16 protein-coding genes are annotated in these 17,206 nt (G+C 69.2%); 11 read left to right on the top strand and 5 right to left on the bottom strand.

What is annotated here, in order from left to right:
- Window positions 1-62 precede the first annotated feature (62 nt).
- On the top strand, window positions 63-1,352 hold the full coding sequence (locus OHA64_RS22505; RefSeq protein WP_405615817.1) for a DUF2993 domain-containing protein: 1,290 nt from the start codon (window positions 63-65) through the stop codon (window positions 1,350-1,352).
- An 83-nt stretch (window positions 1,353-1,435) separates the two neighbouring features.
- Here the strand turns inward: OHA64_RS22505 and OHA64_RS22500 are convergent, their stop codons facing one another.
- Window positions 1,436-1,747: a hypothetical protein gene (locus OHA64_RS22500; protein ID WP_405615815.1), complete on the bottom strand. Its 312-nt coding sequence runs from the start codon at window positions 1,745-1,747 to the stop codon at window positions 1,436-1,438.
- On the bottom strand, window positions 1,744-2,076 hold the full coding sequence (locus tag OHA64_RS22495; RefSeq protein ID WP_405615813.1) for a hypothetical protein: 333 nt from the start codon (window positions 2,074-2,076) through the stop codon (window positions 1,744-1,746). Before OHA64_RS22495 ends, OHA64_RS22500 begins: the two co-directional genes overlap by 4 nt.
- A gap of 136 nt (window positions 2,077-2,212) precedes the next feature.
- On the opposite strand from OHA64_RS22495, the gene OHA64_RS22490 reads away from it, so the two are divergent.
- The 8 genes from OHA64_RS22490 (at window position 2,213) to OHA64_RS22455 (ending at window position 10,059) form a co-directional block, all read left to right on the top strand.
- On the top strand, window positions 2,213-3,040 hold the full coding sequence (locus tag OHA64_RS22490) for a helix-turn-helix domain-containing protein (protein WP_405615810.1): 828 nt from the start codon (window positions 2,213-2,215) through the stop codon (window positions 3,038-3,040).
- On the top strand, window positions 3,037-3,240 hold the full coding sequence (locus OHA64_RS22485) for a DUF397 domain-containing protein (protein ID WP_405615808.1): 204 nt from the start codon (window positions 3,037-3,039) through the stop codon (window positions 3,238-3,240). Before OHA64_RS22490 ends, OHA64_RS22485 begins: the two co-directional genes overlap by 4 nt.
- 147 nt (window positions 3,241-3,387) lie before the next feature.
- A complete protein-coding gene (locus tag OHA64_RS22480) occupies window positions 3,388-3,801 on the top strand; it encodes a DUF6507 family protein (protein ID WP_405615806.1) in 414 nt (137 codons plus the stop codon).
- 65 nt (window positions 3,802-3,866) lie between these two features.
- The gene (locus OHA64_RS22475; protein ID WP_405615803.1) at window positions 3,867-6,104 is read left to right on the top strand and encodes a hypothetical protein; all 2,238 of its coding nucleotides are present in this window, start codon (window positions 3,867-3,869) and stop codon (window positions 6,102-6,104) included.
- The gene (locus OHA64_RS22470) at window positions 6,101-7,117 is read left to right on the top strand and encodes a hypothetical protein (RefSeq protein WP_405615800.1); all 1,017 of its coding nucleotides are present in this window, start codon (window positions 6,101-6,103) and stop codon (window positions 7,115-7,117) included. The genes OHA64_RS22475 and OHA64_RS22470 overlap by 4 nt, the downstream gene beginning before the upstream one ends.
- 50 nt (window positions 7,118-7,167) lie before the next feature.
- On the top strand, window positions 7,168-8,586 hold the full coding sequence (locus OHA64_RS22465) for a DUF6177 family protein (RefSeq protein ID WP_405615798.1): 1,419 nt from the start codon (window positions 7,168-7,170) through the stop codon (window positions 8,584-8,586).
- Between the two features lie 64 nt (window positions 8,587-8,650).
- Window positions 8,651-8,818, top strand: coding sequence for a DUF397 domain-containing protein (locus OHA64_RS22460; protein ID WP_405615796.1), 168 nt, complete (start codon window positions 8,651-8,653; stop codon window positions 8,816-8,818).
- Window positions 8,819-8,952: 134 nt separating this feature from the next.
- On the top strand, window positions 8,953-10,059 hold the full coding sequence (locus OHA64_RS22455; protein ID WP_405615794.1) for a serine hydrolase domain-containing protein: 1,107 nt from the start codon (window positions 8,953-8,955) through the stop codon (window positions 10,057-10,059).
- A gap of 12 nt (window positions 10,060-10,071) precedes the next feature.
- Here the strand turns inward: OHA64_RS22455 and OHA64_RS22450 are convergent, their stop codons facing one another.
- The 3 genes from OHA64_RS22450 to OHA64_RS22440 all read right to left on the bottom strand — a co-directional run bounded on the left by OHA64_RS22450 (window position 10,072) and on the right by OHA64_RS22440 (window position 15,209).
- On the bottom strand, window positions 10,072-11,832 hold the full coding sequence (locus OHA64_RS22450; RefSeq protein ID WP_405615792.1) for an Imm49 family immunity protein: 1,761 nt from the start codon (window positions 11,830-11,832) through the stop codon (window positions 10,072-10,074).
- Window positions 11,833-12,007: 175 nt separating this feature from the next.
- Window positions 12,008-14,110 carry a pectinesterase family protein gene (locus OHA64_RS22445; RefSeq protein ID WP_405615790.1) on the bottom strand — a complete coding sequence of 701 codons (2,103 nt, stop codon included), beginning with the start codon at window positions 14,108-14,110 and terminating at the stop codon, window positions 12,008-12,010.
- A gap of 145 nt (window positions 14,111-14,255) precedes the next feature.
- Window positions 14,256-15,209, bottom strand: a complete 954-nt coding sequence (locus tag OHA64_RS22440) for an aminoglycoside phosphotransferase family protein (protein WP_405615788.1) — start codon at window positions 15,207-15,209, stop codon at window positions 14,256-14,258.
- A 396-nt stretch (window positions 15,210-15,605) separates the two neighbouring features.
- Between OHA64_RS22440 and OHA64_RS22435 the strand changes: the two genes are divergently transcribed.
- Both OHA64_RS22435 and OHA64_RS22430 read left to right on the top strand, forming a co-directional pair.
- Entirely contained in the window at window positions 15,606-16,007 is a 402-nt protein-coding gene (locus OHA64_RS22435) for a hypothetical protein (protein ID WP_405615786.1), read from the top strand.
- A 191-nt stretch (window positions 16,008-16,198) separates the two neighbouring features.
- Window positions 16,199-17,164: a hypothetical protein gene (locus OHA64_RS22430; RefSeq protein WP_405615784.1), complete on the top strand. Its 966-nt coding sequence runs from the start codon at window positions 16,199-16,201 to the stop codon at window positions 17,162-17,164.
- The last annotated feature ends 42 nt before the right edge of the window (window positions 17,165-17,206 follow it).

The following is a 17,206-nucleotide window of genomic DNA, read 5'->3' as shown; positions in this document are numbered from 1 at the left end:
TTGAGTCCCACAGAGCCGGTTCAGCTTGCGGGTGGGGGGTACGCGCGTGATCGGATGGATCGATGCGCGCCCCCCACCACATCCCTACGCACCCCCATGCAAACCCCGATGCAAACCCGCAGGTAAATCCGTACGACGAACTCGGTGCCCTCGACGACGGCCCCCTGGAGGGGGCCCTTCAGCGGGGCTCCGAGCGGGACTCCGAATGGAACCCCGAGTGGGGCCCTGACTCCGAGCAGGGCTTCGAACGGGGGCCCGAGGAGGACGAACCCTGGGCTCCGCCGAACCACGGCCGTAGCGGCAGCAACCGCCGTCGCAAGCGCGGCCGGTTCGCCGGACTTCCGTTCGCGCTGAAGGCGGTCTGCGGCCTCGTCGTCCTCGCCGCCTTCCTCACGCTCGCCGACCGCTGGGCCCTGCTGTACGCCGAACACCGGGCAGCGGACACGCTCAAGGACCGGCTGAAGCTGAGCGCGGCGCCCGAGGTGGAGATCGGCGGGTTCCCGTTCCTCACCCAGGTCGCCGACAAGCGGCTCGACACGGTACGGCTGACCGTGCCGGACGTCGCCGCCGACCGGGTCTCGCTGGCCCGTGTGACGGCGACCGCGCACGACGTCCAGCTGAACGCGGACGGGCTGACCGCCATCAGGGGAGCCGACATCCCCCGGTTCGACGGCGAGGTGCTGCTCTCCTTCGACGATCTGAACCGCGAACTCGGCGCGTCCCAGGTGACGTTCACCGGGCAGGGCCGGGACCGTGTGCTGGCGCGCGGCACGTTGCCGGTGGCCGGACACGATCTGCGGCTGCGGGCCGACGCCAGCCTGCGGCGGGACGGCGACCGGGGCATCGCCACCGAGATCGGCGGAATGCGCCTGGACATCGGGGACCTGGCGACGTACCGCCCGGGCACCTCGGCCTCCGAGGGCCTCCATCTGACCCGCAAGGCCGCCGCCGACCTCGCCCATGAGACCCGCAAGGCGAAGGCGCTGCTGGCGGTTCCGTCGGTGGTGCGGGCGCTGGGTGTGCCCGACTCCGACGTGCGCGAGGCGCAGCGCTCCGACTCCGCGCTGTCCCGGCTCACCGGCCGGCCGGCCTTCGTGCAGCAGGCCATGCGCCTCAACCTCGTCGACCTCGCCCTGGAACAGCCCGAGCTGCTGGACCGCCTCGGCTTCGATCCCGCGCTGATGGACGCCCTGCCCCGGCTGACCCGACCGGTCCTCGCCGACCAGTTGTCACTGGGGTTCGAACTGCCCAAGCCGGAGCAGGGCCAGTTGCGGCTGCGGGACGTACGGGTGCGTGAGGACGGGATCCAGGTGCGGATCGAGGGGTCGGGGGTGTCGGTCGGGGGGTCCTGACGGGTCGGTGGTTCCTGACGGTTCCGTTGGTCTTGACGGCAGGTGCGACGGGCCCGGGAGGCCGATCGGACGATGGCTCGGTGTCACACCGCGCGTTCGCGGATGCGCCCTCCCCGGCTCGCCGCGACACGGAGGGCGTCCTCCAGGCACTCCGCCGCCCTGGTGAGCGCGAAGCGCACCGCTCGTTCCCCGGCGCTGGGGTCGGCGAGCACTTCCCGGGCTCCCGCGAGCACCTGTTCCCCGGAGGCGAGCTGAGCCGCCTCGATCTCGTCGGCGAGCCGGGAGAGCATGCTGCGGTCGCTGTCAGTACTGAGGTAGCAGGGTTTGCCGTCCGGAGTGGTCCAGGGCAGCAGCCGGAGGTCGCCGACCGTGGGTGGTTCCGCGGGGGTGTTCATGCGGGGGCCTCCCACCCGTGGATGTGACGCGGGCCGACGTCGATGCCGTGGACAGCGAGCCACAGGGCTCGACGTCGCTGCCGTTGGAGCCTCCGCTCGTGGCGTTCCTCCGGTGTGAGGAGATACGGCCGTACGAGGTGGGCGTCGGGCTGATAGGGCCAGGCGTCGAGGGAGCGGTCGGCTCCCGCCGTGTTGCCGACCGGACCCGACAGCCGCTCCCGCACCGGCGGTCGGGCGCCGAAGGCCCGGTGCCGGCCTCGGGCGGGGAGCAGCACCCGCACCACCGCCAGCAGTACCAACTCGCATAATCCCGCGACTCGTTCCCTCATGCCGGTGCTCCTTCGCAGCGATGCGGTGTCCTGACGAGCGGTGATTACCGTTCGTGCCTCCATCGTCACTGTCCGGACGTACGCTGCGGAAGGGGGGTGGCGTTGTCCGCGCCCCCAGGCAACGGGGAGGGGTGACGTGACCGAACAGGTTGACGTGGAAGTCGAGTCGGGGCGTGCGGTGCTCGGGCGGATGCTTCGTTTCCTACGGGAGAAGGAAGGCAAGTCCCTGGGTCGGCTGGCCGACGAGACCGGGTACGACAAGAGCTATCTGAGTCGGCTGGAGTCGGGCGAGCGGCTGTCCAAGGTCACGGTCATGGAGGATCTGGACGGCTACTACGGGTGCGCTGACCTGCTGGTCAGTCTCTGGAAGGTGGCACGGATCGACGCCTTCAAGGACAAGTACAAGGAGTACATGCGGCTGGAGGCGACAGCGCGGATCATCTGGGTGTACTCGCCGAACGTACCTGGGCTGGTGCAGACCGAGGATTTAGCCCGGGAGGTGTTGTCTGGGCCCCAGACAACGGACCAGGACCGGGAGGCGCTTGAGGAACAGGTGGCCGCCCGCCTGGGACGCCAGCTGCTGCTGAACAAGAAACCGGCGCCCAGCGTCCGCTTCGTCATCGATGAACCCGCCCTCCGACGCCCCTCGGCCAGCGCGGAGACCTGGGAATGCCAGCTGATGCACATCGAAGCGGTCGCGCAGTGGCCCAACGTCGTCGTCCAGGTGCTGCCGTTCTCCGCAGGGATCCACCACCTCATGGGGAAGGGATCGCTGACCCTTCTCTGGCAAAAGGACGGCAGCGGTGTGGCCTACACGGAAAGCGGCAGCAGCGGTCTGTTGATGGATGATTCGGAGGACGTCCTTCTGCACCGCTTGTCCTACGATCGGCTCCGGGACCAGGCGCTGTCCCCGTCGGACTCGCTGACGTTCATCAGGGACGTACTGGAGGAGCACAGATCATGAAGCACACCCCAGACCTCAGCATCGCCGCCTGGCGCAAGTCGAGCTACAGCGACGGGGGAGCCAACAACTGCGTCGAGGTCGCCGACGGCTACGCCGGTCTCGTCCCCGTCCGTGACAGCAAGGTTCCGGACGGACAGGTGCTGGTCTTCGGTGCGACCACGTGGGCGACGTTCCTGACTCACGCAGCGCGCAGCGCGTAACCCAGTCCACGCCCGTCTGACCTCCAACGCTGCCTTTGGCTTGAAGTGCGTTGCTGCTGCAACGAGCGGCCTGGTACAGATGAAAATCCTGTTGTCAGTGCCGTGTGTGATGCTGGGCGAAGCTAGGAGACGCATCAGCCGGGGGATGTGCGGGGGGTTGTCGTGACGGGGTGGGACATCACGCCCAGCGGAGTTGAGTCCATTCTGTCGTTGGTGGGTCTTGCCGCCGACGACTTGAGCAAAGACGTCAAGGGCTACGGCGAGAGCGTGGAGGACGCCGCGATGTGGGCGGGGACGATCAGCGGCCCGTTCTGCGGTTCCGTGCCCGTCGGGCCGGTGGGTGCCGCAGTGGCCAACTTCGTGTCCGACACCGAGAACCAGATCAGGTTCATGGCGGCCCGCACCAAGAAGACGATGGACGGGACGGTGGAGGCCACCACCGCGTACATCGAGGGCGACCTGACCATGGCCGCCGATACTCAGCGTGAGGCGGCCAAGGCACCCACCCCGGCTGAACTCCGAGCCGTCGGGGAGCGAGCGGACGGCAAGGGCGGGGAGTAGCCGAGGTGATCAGTCCGGGGGGAATACCGCAGTACACCGGCGACTTCGCCAAGGTGGCCACCGCCGTGACCGAGCTGCGCAAGCACGCGACCGGCATCCGCAACAGCGGCCAGGACGTGCATTCCCGCTTCCAGGCCACTGCGGCCTACTACCAGGCCCCGGAAGCGGAGCAGCTCTTCTCCTCCACACAGCCGGTGATGGACACGGCCGACGATTTCGCCGCCGCGGTGGAATCCCTTGCCGACGCCCTGGAGACCTTTGCCGCCGAGGCCAAGCCACACGCCGACAAGCTCAAGCAGCTGAAGCTCGACGCCGTCGACTTCGTCGACAGCGTCGAGAGTGATGACGACTGGACTGAGGACCAGGGCAAGGTCGACCGGCACCAGGCACTGATGGACGGCGTGGCCGCGGCTGTCGCGGGCTTCCAGGAAGCCGAACGAGATGCCGCCAACAAGATCAACGCGATCAGTCCTGCCCTGTGCAGACCCGCGTGGGTCGAGGACGACGGCACGCACGGCACGGGGATGTACGGCGTCAATGCCGACATGCTCAAGGGTGTGGAAGACCTGCCGTGGGGCAGCCCGGAAGGGCGCACCTACGATCGGTGGAGCCTGGACTGGTGGGGCCACGGCGCCAAGAGTTGGGTCTGGGACGGCATTGTCAAGGACAGCGTCTGGGGCAGTATCGACGGTCTCGGCACCCTCATCGGGTACCACGGAGCAGAGGCCCGGGACGAAGCCTGGGACGGACTGCGGCGCACTGGCGTAGGCGCGTACGCATACGGCATGGACATCCTCGGGCAGGGTGACCATCTGTCCGACTGGCAGCGCGACAGCAAGGACTACGCGAAGGAGTTCGCCAAGGGCTTCATTGCGTACGACATGCAGGAGGAGGACCCGGCCCGCGCCCACGCAGTGGTCTCCTTCAACCTCCTCACAGTGATGGCCGGCCCAGCAGCAGGTATCTCCAAGCTCGGCAAGGGCGGCTCCTTCGCGAAGGCCGCCGGCACGGTCGCAAAGATCGGCGACGCACTCGACCCGCTCTCCGGCGGCTTGAAGGCGGCGAAGTCCGTAGCGGCTCTGCCCAAGGTCTCGGAGGTGCTGGCCAACGTCAGCAATCACCTGCAACTGCCGAAAACGAGGTTCCCGGACGGCGCCCTCGACCTCAGCGACCGCTTTCGGGTCGACAAAGACGGCAACCTCATCGCGCTCGACCTCGATGGCCACCCCGACCTCACCCCGGCGCCGCACGAGCCCGCGGCAGGCGACCGCGCACCCGCAGCCGCTCAGCCGGGAGACCGGGAACTCGCCGGTGTGGGAGGGCGCGCACCCGAAGCGACCGCCCGTGCAGGCGAAAACGTGAGGCCGCAGGATCATCACGGCACCTCGGGAACTGGTAGCGGCGGTGCCGACTCTCCGCAGACTGGGGATGGGCCCTCCGGCGAGGCCGGTAGCGGGCCAGGTGCTGAGGAGGTGCATTCCGGCGGACATCAGGACGCGGGACATGGCGGCACGGACAGCCATCATGGTGACGCACCGGCAGGCCCTGACACAGGGCACGGCTCCGGCGGCGCCGATGGCGGATCCGGCGGGGAACCGCCCGCAGCACCTGACGGGACCTCGCCCGATGGTGAGGGGCAGCCCATGGTTCGCGGAGGTGAGACGGAACAGCGTATTCGCGACGCGATCAAGGGAGTCCCCGGTGCCAAGCGGCCCAAGCCGAACGTCATGGAGCGAGTGCTGGATCGTCTTGCCTCGGAGCCTGACGGGCAACGGGTCGCCGAGATCATCAGCTCTGGACACTTCAACCAGGGCGATGAGTACGGGCAGGTCGTCTCGGCCTTGGGGGCAAAGAGAGAGCAGATGTTCCAGCCTGCCGCCGATCAACTGATCTTCGCGGATGATCTGGTGAGGAGCGGTGTGCCCGCGCACACCATCGACTTCGAGCAGAAGTTTCCGGTCGGTGCGGACATGGACATCCGTATCAAGGACGAGTCCGGTGACGTCTACGCGTACCAGATGAAGCACCTGAACGATCCCCAGGATCCGGTCAGCGAGATCACTCGAGGCAAGTACCTGCTCCAGCTTGCCAATGCCGAGGCCGATCACTCCGTGTTGCTGGTGGACGGCGGCAGGGGAACGATCGCGCAGTGGATGTCCAACGGCTCCTACGATGAACTCATGGCTATCAATGGCGGCGCACGGGGACGAAAGGGGATGGGCATCACGTTCGTCGTACGCCTTGAGGACGGAAACCTCGTGATCCCGCCAGGCAGTAAGACCGACCCCAAGGACATGTTGTGATCACCTCGACCCCTGTCGGCGACTGGACGTGGGAAGTCACGGCGCACGACAGCGAGATCCGGCCCACCCGTGCGGCACAGACCGTGACAGCTGTTTGGAATGAGCTGAAAGAACGGGAACTGGCCGTGCCCGGGGGTAAGGCCAGGGTTCTGGTCCGCAGCGGGGACAAGCTGCGCGACGTCCGCGTCGATGCGAATGGGTTGCGCTTGGGGGCGGATTCTCTGGATCCGTGGGCAGATCTTGCTGAGGCAGTGGCGCAGGCCGAGCTACTCGACGGCGACTTCGTGCTCACCATCCGGATCGAATGCCCTGGGCGATGGCTGGAACGGGGGTTCGCCTACCGCGCCGAGAAACTGTTCAGCGTCCAAGTGGAAGTCTGGGACGGCAAGCTACTCGTCGTGACGCTGGAGACGTACTCCGACGCCTGGCTGACGATGGACACCCGCGATCGCGAGCAGCCCGAGGTGCACGCGGCGAACGCGCCTAGGTTGGCCGCCGCCTTGGAGGGCATCTCGGCCTTGCTGGGCAGTCCCCCCACCCCCGGCGACGAGAACCGTTACGCGGCGCCGAGCGCGACCGGGTTCAAGGACCTACGGAACGAGGGCCCCGCCTATACCGATTCCTGGGGGACGTTCGAAGGGCTCAACCGGGCAAGCCTGCTGGACTCTCGCATTCCACCTTCCGAGAACGAGTACGAGGCGATCACTGAGTACTCGGTGCGGTACCTCACCGTCCAGCGGGAGGGGATTACACTCGGCTTCGTCTGGGCATCCGTCGGTGATGCCGCCGCCGGGTACGTGCCTCGGACGGCGGCCGGTGACGAGGCTTTCGACGCGGGAGCGGGATGGCTGCTGCGCCTGCGGGAGGCTCACAGCCAGGGCCTCTCCCCGCTTGCGGCACTGGACTGGCTGGCTGAGCATCCGCCGCCGCCGCAGTTCGGCAGGATCGCCGAGGCCACCCTGGAGGAAGCCGAATCCCTGGACACCCTGGAAGAGCTGTCGGGACGGCACTGACGCGCCGAAGCCTCCCGCTCTCAGAGACCTTCCGCCAGAAAGCTCCACATATGCCCCAGGACGTCATCGCCCTCACCCCGCAGATGCCGGACACTCAGACGCTGCTGGCCGCGCTGCACGCAGGCGGCCCTGGCCTGCGCGTGAACCGGGCGGGTGACGGAGCCGTCGTCCAGTTGTGCTCGGACGACGGGCAGACCCTGGTGTCGGTCGAGGCGCCCCGCTACCTCCAGGTGCCGGGTGAGGTGGCCCGGCTGCTCGGGTCCGGCGTCCGGGCCGACGCGCCGGTGTGGTGGACCGAGGCGCGAGCGTCGACAGGGACAGAGGGTGCGGGACGGCTGGCCGGGTCCGTTGCCGGGCGGCTGGTCGCCCTGCTCGGTGGCGCCACATGGCCACGGGACGCCGCCCACACCGATGTCGTGTCCGTTCCCGCCGCAGCCACAGCCGCAGCCAAAGCGACGGCCGACTCAACGGGTATCGACGCCCTCACCGACAAGGCCGCCATCGTGCTCCATGACCGCCCGCTGGTGGCCGCCACGACATGGCTGACCGATGTCGTGCGCACCACCATCGGGACCGGACGCGAACTGAACATCATCACGCCACCCGGCACTCGGCTCACCCTGCCCACCCGCACTGTGCTGGAGCGACTCCCCGCACGCTGGGTCGTCCATGACCCCGATAACGGCTACTACGACGGACTCTCCGGAGCCGTACTCCGCTGGCACGACGGGCATTTCATCCCCGGCGTCGGGGGCGGCCCGCGGATCGCGGACGCCTTCCAGCCGGCACCTGTTGTGGGCGGCGAGAGACAGTTGCTCCTTTCCTTGCGCACGATCCACCCCGCGGGCGAGGGCATCCGCCTCGGTGGGGCAGTGGACCATGCCTGGCAGATCCTCACCGGATCATCGCCCGCTGGTTGGGCCACCGCCGAGCCAGTCAACGTCCCATGGTCGCAGCGGCAGTTGACCGATCTGGCCCGCACGCGCGCCCGTCAGGCCCAGCCCACCTGGCTGGTCGTCGCAGGTGCCCCCGACCGCCCGGCGATCGCCACCATGCGCATCGTCCACACTCGAGCCGGAGTCGAAGAGCACATCACCCTCGCCCTCGGCTACACCAACGGCGAGACCCCGCCGATGGACTCACTCCCCGGTCTGGCCGAGGCTCTTGCAACCGGGCACAACCTGGCGACGATGGTCACCGAACTGCGGTCAGCCCGCGCCGACTTGACGGTGCCCGCCCACTTCGAACCACCACCGGTCCCAGTCTCTGTCACCTTCGGCCCCGATGCCGTGGCCGATCTCGGCATCGGCCACGCCAGCGCAGCTCTACCAGGCGTGGCGCCCCTCCAGCTCGGGCCGGCTGCCCGCCCCTCGCTGCACTACGGCCTCGGCGACGGCACCGACCTTGCCGCCTGGCATCGGCTCAAGCAGGTCGACGAACACCTGAAGAGCCGCGCCGATAGGGCATGACGGCCGCGCACACGGGCCGCGAGGACCAGCGGTGCCAGGTCCTCCCGGCGGACCGTGATGCGGGATGGGTTCACCGCGCGGTGCCAGGTGCCCGGCCCGGCGTCGTCGTCGCGAGGCGGGCGGCTACGCCGGTCTCGTCCCCGTCCGTGACAGCAAGACCCCCGCTGCCCCTCCGCTGGTCTTCGCGGCCGTCTCCTGGTCGGCGTTCGTGGCGCGGATCAAGGGCGAGTAGGGCGTCGCGGTCGCATCTCTCAGGGGCAGTTCAGGGTGCTGCTCAGGGTGATCACTGATGGGCGAAGGGCGGCTGCACGCAGCAGAGTTGACGTGGTCAACAAGTCCCCGTCCGCGCCATTCCGGAGAACCCTGATGCGTATCCGCCTCGCCCTCACCACCCTCGCCCTGGCCACCGCTCTCACCGCCGGCGCGGCTCTGCCCGCAGCCGCCGCCACGCCTGCTTCCGGCGCCCCGGCGGCCGCCGACCCGGCTGTCCAGGACATCCTCGACCACCTGCCGGACGACGTCGTCGCGGGCGCGCTGGTCAGACGGGACGGCGTGGGCGCCGCGGTCGGCCCTGTCTCCGCTGACGCGTATGTCCGGATCGGCAGTGTGACCAAGGTGTTCACCAACACGGTGGTCCTCCAACTCGTCGCCGAGCACCGGATCGGCCTGGACACACCGGCGCGACGGTACGTTCCCGCGGTGCTGCCCGAGGCGTACGACCGCGTCACCGTGCGCCAACTCCTCGACCACACGAGCGGCCTGCCCAGGCCCGCACCGACCCCCGGCCCGGCCGACGGACCCGGATGGCAGCTCAAGTCCGTGCAACCCCAAGACTTCCTGCGCGACTCGTTCGCCGCAGCCACCGACGTGCCGCCCTCGACCCTCTCCGAGCAGCAGTACAACGGGCTCAACTCCCTGGTCCTCGGCCTGATCGTCGAGAAGGTCACCGGCCACTCCTTCACCAGGGAACTGGAGCACAGGATCATCCGGCCGCTGCGCCTGCGCCACACCAGCCTGCCTGCCGCCGACGACCCGACGATCCCCTCGCCCCACGCGGAGGTGTACCTCGACGGGCAGGACGTGACCGAGCAGAGCCCGTATCCGTGGGCCGAGGGCGGCATGATCTCCACCGCCGCCGACCTGGACCGCTTCCTCACCGCGCTGTTCCGGGGCCGCCTGCTCCCGTCGGCACAGCAGAGGCTGGTGTTCGAGGTGCCGGACGTGCGGAGCGCCGCCGACAACACGAACTGCGTGGGCCAGGCGGCCTGCTACAGCGTCGGCGGGCTCATGCGCCACCAGCTCCCGAACGGCGAGTACGCCTGGGGCAAGACCGGTTCTCGCCCCGGCTGGGACAACGGGGTCTTCGCCACCCGCGGCCTCAGGCACCGCGTGGTGTACTCCCTGAACCCGACGGGGACCGGCAGTGACCTCCCGTACATCAAGGCCCTCGTCGACGCAGCGCTCACCGACTGACAGTCAGGCCTTCTAGAACGGCTCCGCCGCCTCCAGGATCCGGGCCGGCAGGTACGGGGACGTGACTCTGATCTGCCAGCCGCGGCGGCGGGCGTGGCAGACGAGGGCCAGGATGTCGAGGTTGATCGCGGCGTCGCAGTCGGTGGCGCGGTCGGCGATGCGGTGGTGGTCGCGGTGGGCTTCGAGGGCGTCGAGGAGGGCCAGGTTGAAGGTCTCCTCGTCGCCTTCGACGAGCTGGGAGAACAGGACCGCCGGGGGCGGCAGGAACGCGTGGTTCTGGGCCTTCGCGCAGTCCAGCAGTGCCTGGTCGGTGGCGGGTTCGGGATCCTCGCCGCGCAGGTAGTCGTGCAGGGCCTGCCGGTACGAGGCGAAGGCGGACCCGTCGGAGGAGACACAGGTCGGGCCCGCGAGGACCAGCGGCGCCAGGTCCTCGCGACGGCCCGTGATCAGGGCGAGGTTCACCGCCCGGTGCCAGGCGCCCGGCCCGGCGTCCTCGTCACGGCAGGCGGGATACGTGACGGTCGTCCCGTCGATCGTCACCTCGACCTCGGTGCCGGGCTCCGCCAGCGTCGTACGGAAGAGCGCGGCGCCCAGCTCGGCGGCGAGCCGCAGGTTGCCGAACTGGAGGTCGGTCGCGTCGGCGGAGTGCGAGGCGCGGGTCTTGAAGAGGATCTCCTGGTCCGTGACGGCGTGCGCCAGCTCCCAGGCGGCGAGCGGCTCCCCCGGCACCGGGGTGAAGGCCTCCCGGGTGTACCGCTCGAACTGGGCCTCGCTCTCCGGGCTCAGCGGCTGCGGATCCACCGGCCGCTCCAACTCCACCACGCCTAGGGTGAGTTCGGCGACCGCGTCCGGGCGTCGGTCACGGCCGTACGCCCCCACTCTCGGTGGCGGCGTCTCGAAACCGGTGACCAGGGCGTGCGGCAGATACCCGGAGTCGACGGGGGACGGCCAGCCTTCGCGGCGGTACGCCAGCGCCGTCAGCGCGAGCGGCAGCAGCGGCAGCAGGCTGCCCGGACGCGCGCCCGGGCGGGGGAGGTCGGCGAGCGGCAGCAGCAGTCGTACCACCGCAGAACCGAACGCCTCCCGGTCGCCCGCGGTCAGCGCGCGCAGGGCCTGCAGACCGAGGCTGTGCGGATGGTCGACCAGGTTCTCGGCGGTCTCCGCCTCCAGGGCCCGGATCCGGGCGATCGCCGCGTCGATCGCGGCGAGCTTCTCCTCGCGGGAGGGCGGGTAGTTCGCGTCGTCGTCCCCGGTGTCGCCGATGACGTACGCCATGAAGCCGTTGATCAGCTCGGTGTCGGGCCGCCCGGCCCGGCCCTGCTGCGGGGCCTCGCGGGCGAAGTGGAAGGCCTCGCCGTGCCATTCGGCCTTGGCACCGAGGACGGACAGGCAGAACGCGTCCAGCCACTGGCCGGCGCCGACCGACTCCGGGCTGCCCTCGGACTCGGGGTCGTAGACCATGCCCCAGTTCACGTAGTTGAGAAAGACCTGGAAGTGGTTGTTCGGGAAGTACGCCGCGTACGCCACCGCTCCGGCGGCGGCCTCCACGGCGTCCTCCAGCACCGCCTTCGCCTCCGGCGTGTGCAGATCGGGCGTCTCGACGGAGAGCGCGCCCAGGTACTCGACGAACTCCTCGGCGAGCAGCCACCACTCGTACGAGGTCACCGGACCGGCCTTCGACATCGACCGCACCTGCGAGCCGATCCGGTTGACGAAATCATCGCGGACCGCCGCGACGGCCGCCTCCCCGACCCGGTGCCGCTCTATTCGCACTGTCCCGCTCCCCCGTCGTTCCCCGACTCCATGATCCGGCCCAAGCCTAGATCGATCGCGGGTCGCCGGGGGAGCGATGGGTGTCAAGCGATGGGAGTCGGTTGGGCGTCGGGGTCGGGAAGGCGCGGTGTCGGGGAGGGGTGGGTCGGGGACGACCGGGGGAGCAGGCCGTGCGTCAGGAAGCCGTGGGCGTCCAGTCGCCCAGCCAGTCGGCGACCTCCTGGCCGGTGGCCTGGGCGTCGGTCAGCTGGGGGCGGTCGGAGCTCGCGGCGCCCGAGCCCGAGCCGGTGTTCTTGTACTCGGCGAAGCGGTCGTCCTTCCAGGGGAAGCCGCCCATGTCGGACCAGGGGGTGGTCTTGATCGCGGCGCTGAGGGAGGTGTTGCGGACGGTGGTCTGCGGGTCGAGGGTGGCGTCGCCGCCCGCGTGCCAGTTGCGGCCGAGGAAGAAGCTCCGGTCGGACACGTCACCGCTCACCGTGGAGTTGGCGATCAGGATGCCCTTGCGGTTCGCGGCCGTGCTGGGGGCCGTGACGTAGCCGGCCGAGGTGCCGTTCCAGCGCTTCTTCAGGGTGATGACGGACTTGTCGATCACCGCCGTGGCGCGGCCGAAGATGAAGTCGGTGTTGCCGATGACGTAGGAGTTGGCGATGTAGACGCGTCCCAGCTTGTCCTTGGACGCGGTGTCCACCAGCAGGGTGTCCTGGTCGCCGCTGACGATGACGCCGTCGAGGAACACCTTGTCGGCGGAGGTGCGCAGGGCGACCGCCTGGTTGGCGATGTCCTGGTGGGCGGCCTCGTCGAAGTCGTTGGAGATGGTCAGGTTGCGGGCCTGGAAGTCGTCCGCGTCGACGGCGACGCTGGCGCTGCCGCCGGTGCCGTACGTGCCTCCGCCGGGCTTGGGGGTGCCCGACGCGTTGTTGTAGACGATCGTGGTGTCCTTGCGGCTGCCGCCGGTGCCCTGGATGGTGACGTGCGGCTTGTTGGACGGGACCTTGACCAGCTCGCGGTACGTGCCCGGCTTGACGGCGATCACCACGCGGGAGGGGTTGTTCACGGGTACGGCGTTCACGGCGGCCTGGACCGTCGAGTACTGCCCGCTGCCGTCCTTGGCGACGGTGAGGGTGGTGGCCGCGGCTGCCTTCGTCTTGGCCGTCCTGGTCGTCCCGCCCGTCGTGGCCGTCGTGGCCGTCGTACCGATGGAAGTGCGGGGGCCCACACCCGACTTGAGGAGCGCCGGGACGGCGGCGGCCTTGTCCAGCGTGTACGCGTAGTACTTCTTCGGGTCCCACGCGGCGCCGGGGCCGCCGCTCTCGTTGTCGCCGCTCGTGCCGGAGAACACGTTGCCGCGCTGCACGACGGTGGCCGTGTCGTCGCGGGTCACCGGGTTCTTCAGGCCCTGGAAGTAGGAGTTCTCCAGGACCATGTTCGTCCTGCCGCGCGAGTAGTTGCCGTAGGAGGAGGTGATGGAGGTGCCCGCCTCGTCCTCCAGGTAGTTGTTGTAGAGGTGCGCGTGGGCGACGTTGTCCGTGGAGGGATTGCGTTGCTCCGTCTCGCGGATCCAGTTGTGGTGGATCGTCATGTCCGCGGTGACGTTGTCGGTCCAGCCGATGCCGAACGCCTTGTTCTCCTGGCTGAGTTTGTTCCAGGAGACCGTCAGGTACGTGGTGTCCTTGCGGCTGTCGATGAGTCCGTCGGCCATGTGCCGCAGGTCGTTGTGGTCGATCCAGACATGGTGGGCGCCGTCCATCTGGATGGCGTCGAAGTCGTGCTCCTTGTCGTTCCACACGCCCTGGTAGGCGTCCCGGATCGTCAGGTTGCGGATGATGACGTTGTGCACGCCCTGGCCGAGGAAGAATCCGCCGCCGACGATGTGCCCGGAGGTGCCGGCGCCGACGATGGTCTTGTCCGACTGGACCTTGATCTCTTTCCCGACCGGGTCCATGGTGATGGCCGCGGCGACGACGATCACGTACGGCTCGGGCGCGGTCGCGTACTTCTCCAGGTCGGCGAGGGTCTTGACGGTGACGGTCTTGCCGTCCCGGCCGCCGTAGGTGCCGCTCTGGCCCAGCGCGTTGACGGAGGCGAAGCCGTCGGCGGTGGCGGTGGCCCAGGCGGGGGCGGCCGTGGCGGCGGACGCCGTCGACTGTGCGTCCGCGCCGAAGACACCGAGGTCAGTGCCGAACGCCATGGTCCCTGCGGCGGTCAGGGCGAGGGGGAGAGTCACCGCCAGCGCCGTCTTCCTTCTGCGGTGGCGGGTCCTGCTGCGGGTTTCGCTCACGGCTGGTTCCGATCAAGTGGGGGGCGGGTACCGACACGTGGCAGTCGCAGCCGATGACGGAAACGTTGCCGGGATCCCGTCGCGATCCGGGCGGGCGGGCCCGGCGGGGCTCAGCGACGGGTCGGCGAGGGCCGCGTGAGCTCAGCTACCACGAGGGCTGCGTGAGGAAGTGCGCCAACTCGTCCGCGAACCGGATGATCCAGTCCAGCCGTGCCCCGCCCCGGGCCACCCGGAACCCGTGCCGACGCCCGTGGAACGCGGCCTGCACCGCGTGGAACTGGGCCCAGCGCCTGACCCGTTCCCGGTCGAGTTCCGCCGCCTCCGCGAACACGTCCAGGGCGCGATGCACGGCCTTGCCCAGGTCGTCCGCCTCCAGCAGCGCCAGGGCCCGCGACTTGAGCAGGGTGCCGCCGTCGTACGCCGGGTCTCCCACACAGCCCTTGGGATCGACGGCCAGCCAGGGCTCCCGGTCGGCGCACAGGATGTTCCGGGCGTGCAGGTCGCCGTGGACCAGGAGGTCCGGCTGCGCCGGGCCCAGCTCGCGGACGGTCGCCAGGGCGGCGTCGAGCACCCGTTCCGGCAGCTCGTGCTCCAACTCGCCCGCGTCCCTGCGCAGTTCCTCCTCCCAGACCTCGGCCCGCTCCCGCAGCCGTGGCAGCGGCGGCCCTCCGGTCGGCGCGGGCAGGGCCAGCCGGCGACTGAGACGCCCCGCCACACCGACGATCACGTCCTCGTCACCGGCCTCGACCTCCGCCAGCGTCCGCGTGCCGGCCCGCTCCAGCAACATCGCGAACCGGTCGTCGTCCCGCTCGTACAGCAGGACGGCACCCTGCCCGCCCCACGCGGCGAACGCGTCCGGCTCGTGCACGTTGCCGGGATGCGGGAACGACACCTTCAGTACGGCGGCGGTGCCCGAACCACGCCGCCGTACCGGGGCGATCAGGCCGACGCCCCCATGGGTGACCTCGCCGTCGGGCACGCACGCCCAGCGACCCAGCAACTCCTCCACCACGCCCGGCAGTTCGGCCAGCCAGGTCTCCCCGGCCGCTCCCTCCCGCTCGACCGTGCCGCGTACGAACGTCTCCGGTACCGCGATCATCCGGGCACCTTACGTGCCGCGGGCCCCGCATGCGCGGGCGTCGGTCGGGGGCGTGGTGGGTGAAACCGGCCAAGCTTGCTGGGGAACATGGGGTGGAATTATATGTTCCACCGTCCTGGTAATTCCGCCTTTTTCCGATATCAGGGATATTTGACCCGGCTTCTCCCGCCTTCCCCTTATCCGTGTTCCGTTGCGCTGGCCAGCGGATCAGTGACGGCCGGGTGACTCCGCGTCAGGAAAAAGGTGACAGAGGGCGGCTTCTGGTCACCCCCGTTTATCGCCTTTCGGTCAGACGTTCGGGCTATGTACGTTCCGGTCGCAGCGGACGCCACGGTCTTTGTAACGCGCCGCGGGGTCCGGAGCGTCATGTCGGCATGAACCTACGAAGGGAACTTCATGCGCATCAGAACCCTGGCCACCGCCGGAGCTGTCGCTCTGGCCGGCTTCGGTGTCTCCCTCGGCACGGCCGGCTCCGCCAGTGCCGCCGAGTACTGCACGACGGGCTACGCCTGCCTGTACTACAACAGCGACTTCAAGGGGGCCTTCTACCGCCAGTACTTCGACATCCCCAACTACGCCGGTTACTACTTCAGCGCCAGTGCGGCCGGCAGTGCCGGCGCCGGCGTGGCGGTGAAGAACAACACCGCCTCGGTGGACAACTGGGACTTCGACTGGGGCATCCGCCAGTACTTCAACAGCAACTACGGCGGCGCCTCCCAGGGGATCCCGGCCGGCGGCGCGGCGAACCTGAACGGCGATCTCAAGAACGACAACGCGTCCGGCAAGTTCTACCGCTAGTCCGCCGCACGACACGGGCCCAGGCCCACGTCACCGCAACAGGCAAGGGGTGCGCTGCCCAATGCAGCTGGGCAGCGCACCCCCGCGCCCGGATTCTAGTGCCGTGGCAGGCACAAACATTGCCTGCCACGGCACCAGCCAGCGGCCCCCGTCACCAGCACTGGACCAGCCAACCAAGGATGAGCATCACGATGCGTACCCGTCGCTTCACCGCCCCGCTGACCGTTCTGTGCGCCGCCGTGGTGCTGTCCGGGATCGCGGGCTGCGGTTCCTCCGACTCCGGATCCGGGGACGAGGACAAGCCGGCCCCGGGCGCGGGCGCACCCGACGTCTCCTCGATCCCGAAGCTGGTCTCGGTGACGGACAAGTCCCTCCCGATCGAGGCGTACCTGCTCAGCCCCGAGGAGGGCAAGCAGATCCTGCGGGCCGAACTCGTCCTCAGGGAACGGTGCATGTCCAGGTTCGGCATTTCCTACCAGGTCCCCGATCAGGCGGCCGTCTTTGAACCCAAGAGCCTCACCCAGCTTCGCTACGGCCCCACCGACGGCGACGACGTGGCCGGCCACGGATACAAGCCGCCGGGCTCGGAGAAGGCGGTCGGCAAGCCGAAGCCCCAGGAGTTGGCCCCGGCGGCCGCCATGGTGCTCAACGGCACCAACGACCCGGATGTGAAGCCGGGGTCCGCCGCCGCCAAGGGCGGCCAGGACTACAACGGCCAGAAGGTTCCGGTCGGCGGATGCATCGGTGAGGCGAAGACCAAACTGGGCTACTCGCCCGACCAGCCCGCCGAGGACGGCGCCCCGCCGATCGCCGACAAGGTCAACACCGACAGCTGGGCCAAGTCCTACGAGGACTCGCGGGTGAAGGCCGTCTTCGGGAAGTGGTCCGCCTGCATGAAGGAGAAGGGCTACACGTACGCGGACCCGATGAAGGCCAACGACGACCCGCAGTGGCAGCAGGCTGCCCTCGCCACGGCCAAGGAGAAGCAGGTCGCCGCCGCCGACGTCGCCTGCAAGGCGAAGTACAACGTCGTCGGTACCTGGTTCGCCGTGGACGTCGCCTACCAGGAGCAGATGATCGAGCAGAACGCCGAGGCGCTCGCCGAGGTCAGGAAGACGAAGGACAAGCAGTTGAAGTTGATGGCCGAGGTTCTGTAACGCCGGGCGGCCCGCAACGCGTCCAGGTAGAAAACCACTCGG

The organism is Streptomyces sp. NBC_00076, assembly GCF_045041235.1.
Taxonomy (GTDB): domain Bacteria; phylum Actinomycetota; class Actinomycetes; order Streptomycetales; family Streptomycetaceae; genus Streptomyces.
This window is presented reverse-complemented; position numbering and strand designations above follow the sequence as displayed.

What these genes read in the sequence shown, in the direction of transcription:
- OHA64_RS22485 (WP_405615808.1), top strand. Translation starts at nt 3,037, where the DNA reads ATGAAGCACACCCCAGACCTCAGCATCGCCGCCTGGCGCAAGTCGAGC.
- OHA64_RS22495 (WP_405615813.1), bottom strand. Translation starts at nt 2,076, where the DNA reads ATGAGGGAACGAGTCGCGGGATTATGCGAGTTGGTACTGCTGGCGGTG.
- OHA64_RS22435 (WP_405615786.1), top strand. Translation starts at nt 15,606, where the DNA reads ATGCGCATCAGAACCCTGGCCACCGCCGGAGCTGTCGCTCTGGCCGGC.
- OHA64_RS22465 (WP_405615798.1), top strand. Translation starts at nt 7,168, where the DNA reads ATGCCCCAGGACGTCATCGCCCTCACCCCGCAGATGCCGGACACTCAG.
- OHA64_RS22500 (WP_405615815.1), bottom strand. Translation starts at nt 1,747, where the DNA reads ATGAACACCCCCGCGGAACCACCCACGGTCGGCGACCTCCGGCTGCTG.
- OHA64_RS22455 (WP_405615794.1), top strand. Translation starts at nt 8,953, where the DNA reads ATGCGTATCCGCCTCGCCCTCACCACCCTCGCCCTGGCCACCGCTCTC.
- OHA64_RS22460 (WP_405615796.1), top strand. Translation starts at nt 8,651, where the DNA reads ATGGGTTCACCGCGCGGTGCCAGGTGCCCGGCCCGGCGTCGTCGTCGC.
- OHA64_RS22505 (WP_405615817.1), top strand. Translation starts at nt 63, where the DNA reads ATGCGCGCCCCCCACCACATCCCTACGCACCCCCATGCAAACCCCGAT.
- OHA64_RS22440 (WP_405615788.1), bottom strand. Translation starts at nt 15,209, where the DNA reads ATGATCGCGGTACCGGAGACGTTCGTACGCGGCACGGTCGAGCGGGAG.
- OHA64_RS22430 (WP_405615784.1), top strand. Translation starts at nt 16,199, where the DNA reads ATGCGTACCCGTCGCTTCACCGCCCCGCTGACCGTTCTGTGCGCCGCC.